Genomic DNA, 13,057 nt, shown 5'->3' with positions numbered 1-13,057 from the left:
CTGAATGCCGTGAATATGCGGAAGGCTCCTCGGACAGATGGGTGGCTCTTGTGGACAAGCTTTTCCGGGAGAACTATACTATGGTCAATTTCCGCAGTTTTGAGAGGGCATCATCAGGGATAGATTCACACCGGACGAAATAGAAAAGGCGTTGGGAATGACCCTGCCGGGGTATGAAGCCCAGCGGCGCATGTCGCCGTCGCATCGGGAGTTCGTGCCGCCCGCCGGCAAAGGTCCGCCTTTCACGGGAGCCGTTCTCCTGCTGCTCTATCCCGGGAATCAGGGTGAGCTTCTAATCCCCCTTACGGTCCGTACAGAGAATGTGGCGGTTCACAAGGGACAGGTCAGTTTCCCCGGAGGGGCCTGCGAGCCCCAGGACGCCTCACTGACCCACACCGCTCTTCGCGAGGCCTGTGAGGAACTGGGGGTTTGCAGTGACGATGTGCGTATCATGGGGGCGTTGACACCACTGTACATAGAACCGAGTAATTTTCATGTTCATCCCTTTGTGGGCTATCAGGCCCAGCGGCCGTTCTTTGTTCCTCAGGCCATCGAGGTCTTCGAGGTCCTTGAGACGCCCATCTCCCATTTCTTTGACGAAAAGAACATCGGGTCCGAGGACTGGTTGATAGGAGGGACTATGAGGCACATCCCCTATTTCGATGTCTATGGACACAAGGTGTGGGGGGCGACGGCGATCATCCTGAGCGAGTTCGTCGCAATTCTCGAAGGCCTTCGAACCAGACCGGATCCGGGCGTTCAGGGGACAAGGTGACCGCGGGTGAGGATGTCGTGCCGGATCTCTCGCAGGGGAAGCAGCAGATGCCCGTTAGACTGAGTGAAGACGAATTTGACCGTATTGTCGCGCACGCCGTGAACAGGATACCCCATGAGATCCGTAAGTACCTGGACAACATTGTCGTCACCGTAAAAAAACGCCCGTCACGGCAAATGATGCAGGAGATGGAGATATACCCCGATGACGCTCCCCTGGGGTTTTTTCAGGGTGTCCCCCTCATCGCACGTTCGGCGACGACGCCTCCCCTCTACCCCGACATGATCTACCTCTTTCAGGAGCCCCTCGAGGACATCTGCGAAACCCGCGAAGAACTGGAAGAAGAGATCGAGGTGACTGTAGTTCACGAGGTAGCCCACTACATTGGCATGACGGAAGAACGCCTGGCGGAATTGGGATACGGGTAGGGACGGTTTCGGGTTTCAGGGGAAAGACGATCTCGAGTCCCGTTGGGTGTTTGCCTGAAACTTGAAACCTGGAAGGGTTACCTGAAGTAGGGTTCGCCGAAGGTGTTAAGGAAGACTATCTCCGCAAGAGGTTTACGCGGCGTTTCACGGGGAGTCTCATCGAAATAGCCCATGGGAGCCATCTCGGCGATGCAGTATCCTTCGGGGATCTTGAGGACGGCTTCAGCTTGTTTCGCATCGAAGCTGCCCACATGGACGGTGCCGAGGCCGAAATTCCATGCGGCGAGAACGATGTGCTCCATTGCGATGCCAGCGTCGAACATGAACCAATCCCCTTTGTTCGTCGTGGGCGTCCCCCTGTAACAGCCTGAAACACCTTTTTTCGCAGCAACACAGATGACGACGGGCGCCTGGATAATGGCGGCCCGGGCAGGGTTTGTCGGCCCAAGGCAATCCTGAAGCCCTTCCTTGACTGCGCTGTCGCTCACGACGATGAAGCGGCATACCTGCGTGTTTGCCCAGGAAGGCGACCGCCGTGCGGCCTCCAGGATCTCTCCCAGTATCTCATCGGGCACCGGGTCGGTCCTGTATTTTCTGACACTCCGTCTTTCCTGTATAGCCTTCAAAAGATCCATATTATCCATTATGCGACGAGAGTCGCCGCGGTGTCAATACAGAAAAGGTTCCAGAGCTCAGGTTTCAGGTCTCATGCAAAGATCGTGGGGCAGCCGTTATCTCTCGTCTGCATGATCGGACCCAAAGAGGTCTTATCATAATCTTTTGAACCTGAAACGTGAAGCCTGGAACCGCTTCTATTTCCTGAGCAGCATCGCGCCGCTTGAGTAGCCTCCGCCGAAGACCGTTATCACGATGAGGTCGTTCTTTATGAATCTTTCCCAGTTCTGCGAAAGACAGATGACGGTGCTCGCACAGCCTGTATTGCCTGTGTCCTCTATATTCGAGATCACCCTGGAATTGTCCAGCCCGAGGGCCTTTGCAACGTGGCCCATGATCCTGGCATTTGCCTGATGAGGGATGAGGTAGTCGATGTCCCCGAGAGAATACGCGTTCTTTTCCGTTATGTCCCGCGCTTCTGCCGCCATAAAGTTGCAGGCGTGGACAAAGACGTCCCGCCCATGGGGCATGGTAAGGCCTCCGTTGGAGGGTCTCAGGTTTACCGCCCCGATTCCTTTGCCGATGTGGCCGAGACCCGAGGTGTGAACGTCGACGACCTCGATGTCATCGGGGGAGCATCGCCCGGCGGAAATGAAGGCACAGCCGGCGCCGTCCCCCCAGAGGTGGCCCGACCGGTCGTCGTCCTCTATGTATGCGAAATTGTGTTCCGAAGCGATGACGAGGGCCTTCGTCGCTTTTCCTGTGGCGAAATATCCCTCGACGATCTCGATGGCATTCACAAAAGAGGAGCATGCCGAGGTGATCGTAACGGCCACGGCCCGTGGTATATTGAAATGTCCCTGCATGGCATGAGCAAGGGTACCCACCGTATCGTAGGGCGTATATGTCGCTCCCACGATAAGATCGACATCTGCGATCTGATAGGGAAGCTTGCCGACAAGGGGCGTTATGGCATCAATGGCCATGGTGTGGGCGTTCTCGGCGTCTGTGGCCCTTGTCCTTTGCCGGATACCCGACCTTTTGAATATCCACTCGTCGGTGAGCCCGTTAAGCTCGGTGTAGTGTTCGTTGCCGACTGTCGTGCTCGGCAAATAATGTGAAATTGCATTTATATACATATGAACTAAGCTCCAATCTTCATTTGTACGGGGCGTTCACAGCAGATTTTACGTGTTAGGTGCGCGGTCGGGGCACGAATATCACTTTCCCGTTGACAGCCCTTCTGATGTTATATAGGATTCTCTGAATGTTTTCAAGTAATTCAGGAGACGGTCGGTCCATGGGTAGTGCGGAAAGGCTCGAAAGGGCAGCGAAAATAGTCGCCGGAGGGCTTGATGAAAAAGGCGCCGGGGAGATTCTCGGGCTCATGGGGGTCACCGGTTTTCCCCTTGAGACCCTAAGCGAATTGAGGCTTTACAGCGAATTTCTTCCTGCGGTCGATGATTACGGTTATACGCAAAGTCAGCGTTTCCTCCATTTTCTCTGGGATGCCCTCGATAAAAGCCCCGTTTGTCTCAATGCCGGGTTTTCAATTCCCTTGAGACGCATTATCGCAAAGGCCCTCTTCAGGAAATGCGGGAAGAATTTCATCGCTGAGGAAAATGTGCGTTTTAATTACGGCCAGGGCATCGAGGTGGGTGACGACGTGTTTTTCAATCGCGGCGTTTATCTCGATTCGAAGGGCGGCATCACCATCGGGAACAGTTCGGGGCTTGCCGAGAACGTACACATCTTTACCCATTCCCACAGCGAGTCGGACCACAGACAACGCTCCTACAAAAAGGTTGCCATAGGCAATTATGTGGTCGTATATACTGCATCCATCATCCTTCCCGGGGTTCTCATAGGAGATGAGGCCATAGTGGGGGCCGGGTCCACAGTCACCCGGGACGTGGGGACCTCCATGATGGTGGGAGGGAGGCCGGCGCAACCCCTGCGAAAACGCCGGAGCGAAGATCGTCATGGCAGGGACCTCTGCCACCTGTGGCTCAAGGACGGTGTCTTCCAGGACGAATAGACTCCGCCCCCGGTTGCCCGGATGCTCGCTATTTCGTTATCCGCCCGAGGTCGTGATGACCTCCGCTCCCTTTACTTTGAAGGGGGTCTCTGTTAGAATTAGCTTCGATCGTGCCCATGGTGAACAAGAAGACCCTGATCCTCATCTGCTTCGTCTGCCTCTGTCTCTTTCTTTCCTGCGGAAGAAAAAAGGACGCGACGCTCTACGACGCCCAGGGGAAACCCGCCTGCGGGGACATGATAATAACAGGCTCGATAGGGGAACCCTCGAACCTGATTCCCATCCTGGCCAGCGATTCATCGTCTCACGAGATCGCTTCCTATGTCTACAACGGTCTCGTCAAGTATGACAAGGGTCTGAACATCGTTGGGGACCTCGCCGAATCCTGGGACATCTCGAAAGACAACCTGTCCATAACCTTCAGGCTGCGAAAGGGCGTCAAATGGCACGATGGCAGCCAATTTTCGGCCCGCGATGTCATGTATACATACCAGGTGACGGTCGATCCCAAAACCCCCACAGCCTATTCCGGTGATTTCAAACTCGTCAGGAAGGCCGAGGTCCTCGATGACCATACCTTCAGGGTCACCTATGACAAACCCTTTGCTCCTGCCCTCATCAGCTGGTCCGTGGCGATGCTGCCCAGGCATCTCCTGGAAGGGAAGGATATCACCACCTCGCCTCTCAGGCGAAAGCCCGTAGGTACCGGGCCTTTCGTCTTCACCGAGTGGGTTCCCGGCGACCGCGTAATCCTTACCGCCAACCCGGACTACTTCGAGGGAAGGCCCTTTATCGGACGGTACATGATGAAGATCATCCCCGACAGCGCTACCATGTTCCTTGAACTCAAGAACAACTCCATCGACCTCATGGGCCTGACGCCCCTGCAATATGTCAAGCAGACCGATTACCCCGCGTTCAAAAGGGAATTCAACAGGTATAAATACCTCGCTTTTGCCTATACGTACATTGGCTATAATCTTCGCCACGGCCTGTTCAGGGACAAAAGGGTCCGCCAGGCCCTGGCCCACGCGATAGACAAACAGGAGATCATCGACGGGATCCTCCTCGGCCAGGGAATTGAAGCGACCGGCCCTTTCAAGCCCGACATGTGGGCATACAACGGTGCCGTGAAGAGATACGAGTACAGTCCGGAAAAGGCCATTGCGCTCCTCAAGGAGGCCGGATTCGAGCGCGATGACGGCGGAGTCCTCCGGAAGAACGGAAGACCCTTCGAGTTTACCATTCTCGTCAATCAGGGGAACGTGGTGCGTATCCAGAGTGCGGAGCTCATCCAGCGCAGGTTGTCCGCCATAGGCATTACGATGAAGATCCGTGTCCTCGAGTGGGCGACGCTCATCAACGATTTTATTGACAAGAGGAACTATGAGGCGGTCCTCCTGGGCTGGACGATACCCAATGACCCCGATCTTTTCGATATCTGGCATTCGTCAAAACAGGGACCGAAGGAATTGAACTTCATTGGTTTCGAGAACAAGGAGGTCGACGATCTGCTCGTCAGCGCGCGCCACGTCCTTGACCGCGGGGAGAGGAAGAAATATCTCGACCGTTTTCAGGAGGTCCTCTCCGAAGAGCAGCCCTACACGTTCCTTTTTGTCCCATACAGCACGGTGGCGCTCCACCGGCGTTTCAAGGCAGTGGAGCCGGCTCCGGCGGGCATCATGTATAATTTCATCAAGTGGTATGTTCCGGAAGATCAGATGAGGTACAGGTCGAATGCTGCGGTATCTCCTTAAACGCCTTTTTTTCATGGTGCCCATGGTCTTCGGGATCACCCTTATCTCCTTTGCCGTGATCCATCTCGTGCCGGGGGAGCCGGGGATGCTTGAGGCAGAGATGAACCCAAAGGTCACCAAGGAGGCTCGTGAGCGTATCCGTGCATTCTACGGTCTCGATAAGCCAGTCTATGTCCAATACTGGACGTGGTTTAAAAGGATCGTACGTCTCGACTTCGGCACATCCTTTGCCACCGACAGGCGTCCTGTCATCGATAAGATCAAGGAAAGATTGCCCGTAACCATCCTCATTAATCTCCTGTCCATGGGGCTTATCTTCATTTTCGGTATACCTATCGGCATCTATTGCGCCCGCTACAAGGATACGATCATGGACAAGCTCCTGACCTCCTTCGTGTTCGCGGGATACGCCGCGCCAACTTTCTGGGTGGCCCTCCTTGCGATGATCTTCTTCGGTGTCTACCTGGAGGTTTTTCCCGTGTCGGGTATCAAGTCCTACGATTTCGGGGAGATGAATATCTTCGAGAAGATCTTTGATGTTGGCTGGCACCTGGTGCTTCCCGTGGGCATCTCGGCGGTGGGCAGTCTCGCAGGTATCTCACGGTACATGAAAAGCAGTCTCCTCGAGGTCCTGAGGCAGGAATATATCACCACGGCATACGCCAAGGGACTTCCCGGGAGCATGGTCATCAGAAAGCACGCTCTCCGCAACGCGCTCCTGCCCGTCATCACCATCCTCGGTCTTTCCGTTCCAGGCCTCATTGGCGGCAGTGTCATATTCGAAAGCATCTTTTCCATTCCCGGCATGGGTCAGCTTTTCTATTTCAGCGTCATGGCCCGCGATTACCCCACCATCATGGGAATCCTCGTTATTGGCGCTTTCCTGACGCTCGTCGGCAACCTGATAGCCGATGTCTCGTATGCGGTGGCAGACCCGAGGATAAGGATAGGATAGAGAAGGCGGTTTCAGAGTTTCAAAGTTGCAGGGTTTCAGAGCTGATGATGAGATCTCTTCCAGAGTGTTCTTTCAGATGTCCTATATGTTCTATAGGTCCTATCGTTTCCCATCCTCTCTCCGGTGCGCCATGAAGAAGCGCCTCAGGAGCCTGACTCTCGTGGCAAAAAAGCTTGCCCACACGGTGAAGAACGTTTTCAAGAAATACCAGGCGGACCATGCCAACATCATGGTGTCCTCCATATCGTTCTATGTCCTGCTCACCTTCATACCCTTTACGCTCTTTTCTCTTTTTATCCTCGGTTATGTGATCGATGTGAGCCATCCTGCCATCGAGATGGAAAAATATATCGCCCGGGCCATACCGGCGCCCTATAATGCGATCATCGTCAAGAAGGTGCTCAGGGAGATAAACGTCATATCCCTGTCGAAAAGGCTTTCCGGTCCATTGGGGCTCCTTTTTCTCCTCTTTTTCACATCCCGGCTTTTTGCCGTGCTGCGCCCGTCCTTCCAGCTGATCTTCGACAAGACTCGCAAGGGGTTCATCAAGGGCAAACAGGAGGAATTCCTCCTTACCCTCGCCTTTGCCTTCATCCAGACCCTCATCTTTTTCAGCTACGTTTTTTCCGTGATCATTCAGGTGAAGGTGGTGGAGGCCTTCGGCGGAGCGGTCACGCGGGCTTCCGTCGTGCAGGTCTTCTCAGTCCTCGACCTGCTCCTCGTTGCCGGGATGTTCTGCTTTCTCTACTACTTCCTGACCCCTGTGAGGGACAAGAAGAAACTGATCCTCACATCTTTTCTGGGGGCTGTCCTGTGGCATGGGGGCAAGTATTTCTTCCAGTATTTCGTCCTCTATATAGGACGGTTCACGACCTTTTTCGGCACCTACGGTGTCTTCATCGCCTTTCTCTTCTGGGTTTATTTTTCCGTCTTTGTTTTTGTGACGTGTGCGGAGCTGCTGGCGGTTTCTCTGGAACCTCCCGTCAATGAGCCTCGGCCCAACTATGCCCGATTCCGATGGAGACAGTGAGGGGAACACTGAGTTCTATCACCTTTTCCATTTCCTCCCTGACGAGTTCCTCCATTGCGCCGGCCTCATCGCCGGTCACTTCGCAGAGCAGTTCATCATGTATCTGCAGGATGAGCCGTGAAGACAGCCCTCTGCGCCGTATGGCCCCGTGGATGTTGATCATGGCCATCTTGATGATGTCCGCGGCTGAGCCCTGGATGGGGGTGTTCATTGCCACCCGCTCACCGAGCTGACGAACGATGGGATCTGAGTTTCCCAGCTCCGGTATGAACCGCATCCTTCCCAGGAGCGTCCTGACGAACCCCTTCGTCCGGGCCTCTTCGATCACGCTGTCCATGAAGGCCCTCACGGCCTTGTGACGCTCAAAATAACTGTTGATGTACTGCTGGGCCTCCCTCTGATTGACGCCGAGTTCCTTGGCGAGGCCGAAAGCGCTCATGCCGTAGATGATGCCGAAATTGATGACTTTTGCGGCGCGGCGCATGTCGGGCGTGACCAGACCGGCTCCCACCCGGAAAACGCCCTGGGCAACAGTGGAATGGATGTCCTCATTCCTGTGGAAGGTCTCTATGAGTTCCTCATCCCGTGACAGGTGCGCCAGGACGCGAAGCTCGATCTGGGAATAGTCCGAAGAGAGAAGAAGGCATCCGTCTTCGGGCACGAAGGATTCACGGATCCTGGGACCCTCCTGGCCCCGAATGGGGATGTTCTGGAGATTGGGATCGCTGCTGGAGAGTCTTCCTGTTGCCGCAACCATCTGGTTGAAGGTCGTGTGTATCCTCCCCGTGTGGGGGTTGATGAGCGTGGGCAGCACGTCGATGTAGGTGTTCTTCAGTTTTGTCAGCATGCGGTACTCGAGGATCATCGCGGGAAGGGGATGGTTCTCGGAGAGTATCTCCAGGACGGCGGTATCCGTTGAGAACCCGGTCTTTGTTTTCCTGACGGGGGGCAACCCCAGGGTATCGAAGAGCACCCGGGAAAGCTGCTGCGGGGAATTGATGTTGAAAGGTCCATCGGAATGAACGTATATCTCCCTGACGATTCCCGTGAGACGCCGGTCGAAATCGCGGGACAATTCTCCGAGCTTGCGCCTGTCCACCCTGACGCCGGCCCTCTCCATGTCGGCAAGCACCCCGACGAGGGGCAATTCCGTCCCGAAAAAAAGATCCGAGAGCACAAGTTCGTTGAGCTGTGCGCGGAGGGCATCGGCAAGGTCCGGAAGATATGTGGCAAGGCCGCGAAGGGAGGATGCCGTATCCATCGCGGAAATGTCGGCATCGAGATATTCTTCCAGGATCGGTCCGGGAGTGAAGTCCTTGCGCAGGGGGTTTACGAGGTATGCGGCGAGCATGGTGTCGAAGACCTTCTTTTCGTTCAGGAGATCGCCTGCCACCACGAAGAAAGGTTTGAGATTGTGGGCGATGATCTCCTTCGCGTTTCCGATGACCGCGGCCAGATCGGCTTTGTCCGCGGAAAAGAAGACCCCTTCGCCGTCGAAAGCGGCGAAGGCTTCGAGTTCCATGGTGCCGGCGTTCTTTCCCTGAAAGGCGGCGGCGATGGACACCCGGTCCGCTGTTAATTCGGCGAGGGTCTTTTCCCCCACCTTCTTTTTCTCTTTTCCCTCAATGCGGATCTCGCGGTACAGAGAGGTGAGCTCCAATTCCCTGTAGAGCCTGCGGAGTGTCTCAAGGTCCTGCGGCCTTTCGGAAAGGTCTTCCACGCCGGTTTCGATGGGTACGTCATACCGAAGGGTGGCAAGCTTCTTGCTCATTTCCGCCTTTTCCCTGCCCGAGACAAGCCTTTCTCTGACGGCCTTTTTCCTTATTTCAGCGAGTCTGTCGTAGATGTTCTCCACGGATCCGAGAGAGGCGACGAGTTCACGGGCCGTCTTTTCGCCGATGCCGGGAACGCCGGGGATATTGTCGGAGGCGTCGCCGCACAGCGAAAGGTAGTCGACGACATTCCGGGGAGGCACGCCGAACTTTTCCATTACCTCGCCCTCGCCGATGAGGAGGTTCTTCATTGAATCCAGAATGCGGACCTTTTCTCCCACGAGCTGCATCATGTCCTTGTCGCCCGTAACGATGAAGGTCATCACATCATCGCGTGCCTTTAAATGCTCCGTGATGGTGGCTATGATATCGTCCGCTTCGAAGCCTTCCTTCTCGATGACGGGCAATCCCATGGCATCGATGATCTTCTTTACGAATGGCACCTGGAGGGAGAGATTGTCAGGCATAGCGGGGCGCTGGGCCTTGTATTCCCTGGAGATCTCCTCCCTGAAGGAAGGTCCCGGGGAGTCAAAAACAACGATGAGGGTGTCGGGGTTCTCACTGTTGCGGAGCTTTCTCAACATGCTTACGAAGGCATAGACGGCGTTTGTCGGGACTCCCCGTGAATTGGAGAGGTGAGGGGTGGCATAGAATGCGCGATAAAGATAAGAATGTCCATCAACGAGAAAGACGCGTTTATGCGTCCCGGGGGTCGTGTTCTCAGTCATGTATCCTTCCTGGTCTTAATATTATTCCGGTACCGGTATGGTAAAGCGGGTCTTTATCTTGAAGGTCCGTCTTTCGGGGAACCGGTATATGGTGACCGAAAAGGTCTCCTCGAGGGTCGAGAGGAACCTTTCGATGTCTTCCTTGTTCTTCATTGTGACGGTGAACCAGAGATCCAGTTCTCCCGTGCGTTCGTAGTTGTGGGTGACTGCCGGCTGCGCGCTCACGGCCCGGGCGAGTTCCTCGAGGCGCCCGTGAGGGGCGGCGACACCGCACAGAAGGCTTACGTACCCCATCCGTTTGGGATCGAGCACCGGGCCGATCCGTCGTATGTAGCCCCGGAGCTTGAGGCTCGCCACCCGCTGCCTTATCTCCTCACCGCCAAGGCCGATCTCTGCCCCTATGTCGTCAAAAGGCTTTTCCGTGAGAGGGAACTCTTCCTGAAGCATGTTGAGTATCCGCCTGTCGATAACATCCATTCCGTTCAGGGAATCCTTGTCCATTCGGGCATACCCCTTCAGAGAAAACGCTCGAAGCGTTCGGCGGCGGCCTTGCAGATGGGACATATTTCAGGCGGTCTTTCCCTGGCGCAAAGGTAACCGCACACCCTGCATCTCCATACGGGGAGAGACGGCCGGGCCCACTGCGCGGCGGACTCATTGCCGCGGGCACGGGTGCCTTCCGCAGGCCTTCTTTCGGGAATGGATGAAAGCCGGAGGTCTCCCCGGAGAATGTCCTGCGAGACGTAGAGGGCGCAGAAACATGAGCCATGTTCGCCGAGATCGGCATCCCGGTAATCGCAGGGACAGACGATATCAAGATCGTCTTCTTTTTCCCCCGAGGCAAGCCTGCAGGGACACGCCGGGTAGCCGTACCGTTCGAGGTTAGTCACAAGCCCATGAACAAGGGCCTTCACAAAGACGGTGTCGGGATTAAGATGGTATCCCGATGCCCTTGTCCGGGCCAGGAGGTCTTCGTAATAGAGATCGACCTCTCTTGAATTTTCCGCCGGACCTTTGTTCATAGCCCGAGGGCCTTCCTCGCGGTGTCTTCATTGAATCCGATGATGCACGTTTCACCGTTCACGACGAGCGAAGGAAAGGAACATTTCGGATTCCAGCGCTTGAGGTCATCGATGACCCGCGCCTTCTCTTCATCTTCCAGCGTATCGACATCGACGTAGTCATAGCCGACATCCATTTTGGCAAGGAAGCTCTTCATCATTCTGCACCAGACACAGGTGCTCAGGGTGTAAAGGACGAGAGATCCCTTGTCCTTGCCGTCCACATGGGTCATTGCCATATCCGGTCCCCCTTTCGTACATCACGATTCCATATGCTGTTATGGTACCACAGCGCCCCCGCCGAAAAATAGATTTTTCTTTTCCCGCTTTCTTCAAAGATGTATCCTTACAGTACCTGTTCCCGCCGAATTCCACGCCCTCAAGAAGGACAACTTCTCACTGAAGGACGGCAAGGCGAAAGGGAAATTGGTATGATATACTATCATCAGTCAGAGAAAAAGGGAGGAGTTCCATGAAAAGGGTTTTTGTTCTGTCGATCATGTTTTTTGTCTGTTTCGTTGCTGTCTCCTCATTTGCCGCCGAACCCGCGAAGCCGGGCGAACCCTATGCGTGTCCCCGGGCCGTCAATGTGGAAGTCGGCATCAGGACAGGCGGTTCGGTGAGCGGCTGGGACGCGGTTCCCGCCAGGAGCACTTTCACGCTGGCGATCAAGGAGAACGCGGTGCGGGGCAATACCATGATCTGTCATTATACCAACGGCACGGTGGACTACAATCTCACAAAGGTCTTCCCCCGGGGAAAGGCCTGCCATCTGGCCCCGAACCAGTCGTTCATGTGCCAATAGAAGACGGTTTCAGGCAAAGGCAAAAAGAACCTTGCTGGCAGAGTATTTTGTTTTCCCCTGAAATCTGGAACTGACTTCCTGATCAGTGGAATCCCGACCAGTCGGCCCGCAGCCTGTTGATATCTTTGTAGACCGTGGAGTGGCGTTTCTTGTCGTACTCGAGGACGTAGTCCACGAAAGTGGGGAGGTAGCCCTGGGCCTTTAAGCTGCCGAGTATGTTCCCTACGTGGGTTTCAAGCCTTTCGCGGGGATTGCCTGCAATGTCGTCGAACAGACCCGATCTGAACCGCCTGATAAGGCCTTCGATAACAGCCACGAAGATGATGATCACCTTGCTTGGTATGAGCACATGGCCGCCGTGCATTTCAAGCTCCTTGAGCAGGCTGTCGAGGAATTTGACGACCGTTGCGTGATCAGCCGTCCTCAGGAGCGTTTCGATGAAAAAGATGAAGGTGTTGATGTACTTGTCGATATCGTTGATGTGTGATTTCAGCATCTCTTCGAAATACATGGTGTCCACTATCTGCCTGAGCGATCCCTCCTCGGGCAGGAGCAGGAGCTTGCGGTCCTCATACCCGCGCTTGGGCAGATACTCCTCGTATTCCACGTAATCGATCTCTCTCTTCAACGCCGCGCATTCTTTTCCTGGCTCGAAAAAGATGTCATCGAGGGCGATGCCCGATATATTCAGTGTCGATTCGAGCTTGTATGCTTTGAGATAGCCTTCGCCAAGGAAGGGAAGGATGACCCTGTTCCCGTGAACAAAGGTTGAGAAGTCGAGCCGTGTCAGGCCTCCGTGGGCGATGGCCCCCCGAAGCCAGAAATCGTTCAGGACACCCCAGGTGTAAATGGAGCGCGCCGTTTCCCTGACCTTGGCGAAGGACTTCGAGATGACGACAATGCTGTCGGAAAAAAGGAAATAGGTTACGTCCTTGTCACCCCGTTCATCGAGTGCCGTTATGAGCTTTTCATACCGGTTCTTGAGCTCGCCGGACAGGAACCGGGAGGTGAATCCCAGCACATCAAAGTAGGAAACATAGGCGCTCTCTGTAGTGGGTTGCTGCATGGTCTCCATCGCGTTCCGGTTCACATT

The 13,057-nt window shown here is 55.1% G+C and carries 14 protein-coding genes; 7 read left to right on the top strand and 7 right to left on the bottom strand.

Annotated features, from left to right (window positions below; all coding sequences use genetic code 11):
• Positions 1-157: 157 nt before the first annotated feature.
• Both PHC90_04810 and PHC90_04805 read left to right on the top strand, forming a co-directional pair.
• Positions 158-775 (top strand): CoA pyrophosphatase, encoded by a 618-nt coding sequence (locus tag PHC90_04810; protein ID MDD3845663.1) that lies wholly within the window; start codon positions 158-160, stop codon positions 773-775.
• Positions 772-1,203: a metallopeptidase family protein gene (locus tag PHC90_04805; protein ID MDD3845662.1), complete on the top strand. Its 432-nt coding sequence runs from the start codon at positions 772-774 to the stop codon at positions 1,201-1,203. Before PHC90_04810 ends, PHC90_04805 begins: the two co-directional genes overlap by 4 nt.
• A 77-nt stretch (positions 1,204-1,280) precedes the next feature.
• Here the strand turns inward: PHC90_04805 and PHC90_04800 are convergent, their stop codons facing one another.
• Together PHC90_04800 and PHC90_04795 are read right to left on the bottom strand one after the other, a co-directional pair.
• Positions 1,281-1,838, bottom strand: coding sequence for a nitroreductase family protein (locus tag PHC90_04800; protein ID MDD3845661.1), 558 nt, complete (start codon positions 1,836-1,838; stop codon positions 1,281-1,283).
• Between the two features lie 177 nt (positions 1,839-2,015).
• Entirely contained in the window at positions 2,016-2,957 is a 942-nt protein-coding gene (locus PHC90_04795; protein MDD3845660.1) for a ketoacyl-ACP synthase III, read from the bottom strand.
• 161 nt (positions 2,958-3,118) lie between these two features.
• Between PHC90_04795 and PHC90_04790 the strand changes: the two genes are divergently transcribed.
• From PHC90_04790 to PHC90_04775, 4 genes are all read left to right on the top strand, one after another.
• Positions 3,119-3,856 (top strand): acyltransferase, encoded by a 738-nt coding sequence (locus PHC90_04790; protein ID MDD3845659.1) that lies wholly within the window; start codon positions 3,119-3,121, stop codon positions 3,854-3,856.
• A 116-nt stretch (positions 3,857-3,972) separates the two neighbouring features.
• The gene (locus tag PHC90_04785) at positions 3,973-5,613 is read left to right on the top strand and encodes a peptide-binding protein (protein MDD3845658.1); all 1,641 of its coding nucleotides are present in this window, start codon (positions 3,973-3,975) and stop codon (positions 5,611-5,613) included.
• Entirely contained in the window at positions 5,594-6,568 is a 975-nt protein-coding gene (locus PHC90_04780; GenBank protein ID MDD3845657.1) for an ABC transporter permease, read from the top strand. Before PHC90_04785 ends, PHC90_04780 begins: the two co-directional genes overlap by 20 nt.
• Before the next feature lie 130 nt (positions 6,569-6,698).
• Positions 6,699-7,598, top strand: a complete 900-nt coding sequence (locus PHC90_04775; GenBank protein ID MDD3845656.1) for a YihY/virulence factor BrkB family protein — start codon at positions 6,699-6,701, stop codon at positions 7,596-7,598.
• On the opposite strand, the gene polA is transcribed toward PHC90_04775, so the two are convergent.
• The 4 genes from polA to PHC90_04755 are packed head-to-tail and all read right to left on the bottom strand — an operon-like array spanning position 7,552 to position 11,398.
• A complete protein-coding gene (gene polA / locus PHC90_04770; protein MDD3845655.1) occupies positions 7,552-10,098 on the bottom strand; it encodes a DNA polymerase I in 2,547 nt (848 codons plus the stop codon). The two genes, PHC90_04775 and polA, sit on opposite strands and share 47 nt — an antisense overlap.
• 21 nt (positions 10,099-10,119) lie before the next feature.
• A complete protein-coding gene (locus tag PHC90_04765; protein ID MDD3845654.1) occupies positions 10,120-10,599 on the bottom strand; it encodes an Lrp/AsnC family transcriptional regulator in 480 nt (159 codons plus the stop codon).
• 14 nt (positions 10,600-10,613) lie between these two features.
• The gene (locus tag PHC90_04760; GenBank protein MDD3845653.1) at positions 10,614-11,120 is read right to left on the bottom strand and encodes a ferredoxin-thioredoxin reductase catalytic domain-containing protein; all 507 of its coding nucleotides are present in this window, start codon (positions 11,118-11,120) and stop codon (positions 10,614-10,616) included.
• Complete coding sequence (locus tag PHC90_04755) at positions 11,117-11,398, bottom strand: glutaredoxin family protein (GenBank protein ID MDD3845652.1); 282 nt, start codon at positions 11,396-11,398, stop codon at positions 11,117-11,119. The genes PHC90_04760 and PHC90_04755 overlap by 4 nt, the downstream gene beginning before the upstream one ends.
• A gap of 233 nt (positions 11,399-11,631) precedes the next feature.
• Here PHC90_04755 and PHC90_04750 point away from each other — a divergent pair, with 233 nt between their 5' ends.
• Complete coding sequence (locus tag PHC90_04750) at positions 11,632-11,964, top strand: hypothetical protein (protein MDD3845651.1); 333 nt, start codon at positions 11,632-11,634, stop codon at positions 11,962-11,964.
• An 82-nt stretch (positions 11,965-12,046) separates the two neighbouring features.
• Here PHC90_04750 and PHC90_04745 read toward each other — a convergent pair whose 3' ends face one another.
• On the bottom strand, positions 12,047-13,054 hold the full coding sequence (locus PHC90_04745; protein MDD3845650.1) for a hypothetical protein: 1,008 nt from the start codon (positions 13,052-13,054) through the stop codon (positions 12,047-12,049).
• Positions 13,055-13,057: the final 3 nt, after the last annotated feature.

Source organism: Syntrophorhabdaceae bacterium (assembly GCA_028698615.1).
Lineage (GTDB): Bacteria > Desulfobacterota > Syntrophorhabdia > Syntrophorhabdales > Syntrophorhabdaceae > Delta-02.
The sequence above is the reverse complement of the archived record's forward strand: the minus strand, read 5'-3'. Positions and strand labels throughout refer to the sequence as shown.

What these genes read in the sequence shown, in the direction of transcription:
- PHC90_04755 (MDD3845652.1), bottom strand. Translation starts at nt 11,398, where the DNA reads ATGGCAATGACCCATGTGGACGGCAAGGACAAGGGATCTCTCGTCCTT.
- PHC90_04810 (MDD3845663.1), top strand. Translation starts at nt 158, where the DNA reads ATGACCCTGCCGGGGTATGAAGCCCAGCGGCGCATGTCGCCGTCGCAT.
- PHC90_04775 (MDD3845656.1), top strand. Translation starts at nt 6,699, where the DNA reads ATGAAGAAGCGCCTCAGGAGCCTGACTCTCGTGGCAAAAAAGCTTGCC.
- PHC90_04785 (MDD3845658.1), top strand. Translation starts at nt 3,973, where the DNA reads ATGGTGAACAAGAAGACCCTGATCCTCATCTGCTTCGTCTGCCTCTGT.
- PHC90_04760 (MDD3845653.1), bottom strand. Translation starts at nt 11,120, where the DNA reads ATGAACAAAGGTCCGGCGGAAAATTCAAGAGAGGTCGATCTCTATTAC.
- polA (MDD3845655.1), bottom strand. Translation starts at nt 10,098, where the DNA reads ATGACTGAGAACACGACCCCCGGGACGCATAAACGCGTCTTTCTCGTT.
- PHC90_04780 (MDD3845657.1), top strand. Translation starts at nt 5,594, where the DNA reads ATGCTGCGGTATCTCCTTAAACGCCTTTTTTTCATGGTGCCCATGGTC.
- PHC90_04790 (MDD3845659.1), top strand. Translation starts at nt 3,119, where the DNA reads ATGGGTAGTGCGGAAAGGCTCGAAAGGGCAGCGAAAATAGTCGCCGGA.
- PHC90_04765 (MDD3845654.1), bottom strand. Translation starts at nt 10,599, where the DNA reads ATGGACAAGGATTCCCTGAACGGAATGGATGTTATCGACAGGCGGATA.
- PHC90_04795 (MDD3845660.1), bottom strand. Translation starts at nt 2,957, where the DNA reads ATGTATATAAATGCAATTTCACATTATTTGCCGAGCACGACAGTCGGC.
- PHC90_04800 (MDD3845661.1), bottom strand. Translation starts at nt 1,838, where the DNA reads ATGGATCTTTTGAAGGCTATACAGGAAAGACGGAGTGTCAGAAAATAC.
- PHC90_04750 (MDD3845651.1), top strand. Translation starts at nt 11,632, where the DNA reads ATGAAAAGGGTTTTTGTTCTGTCGATCATGTTTTTTGTCTGTTTCGTT.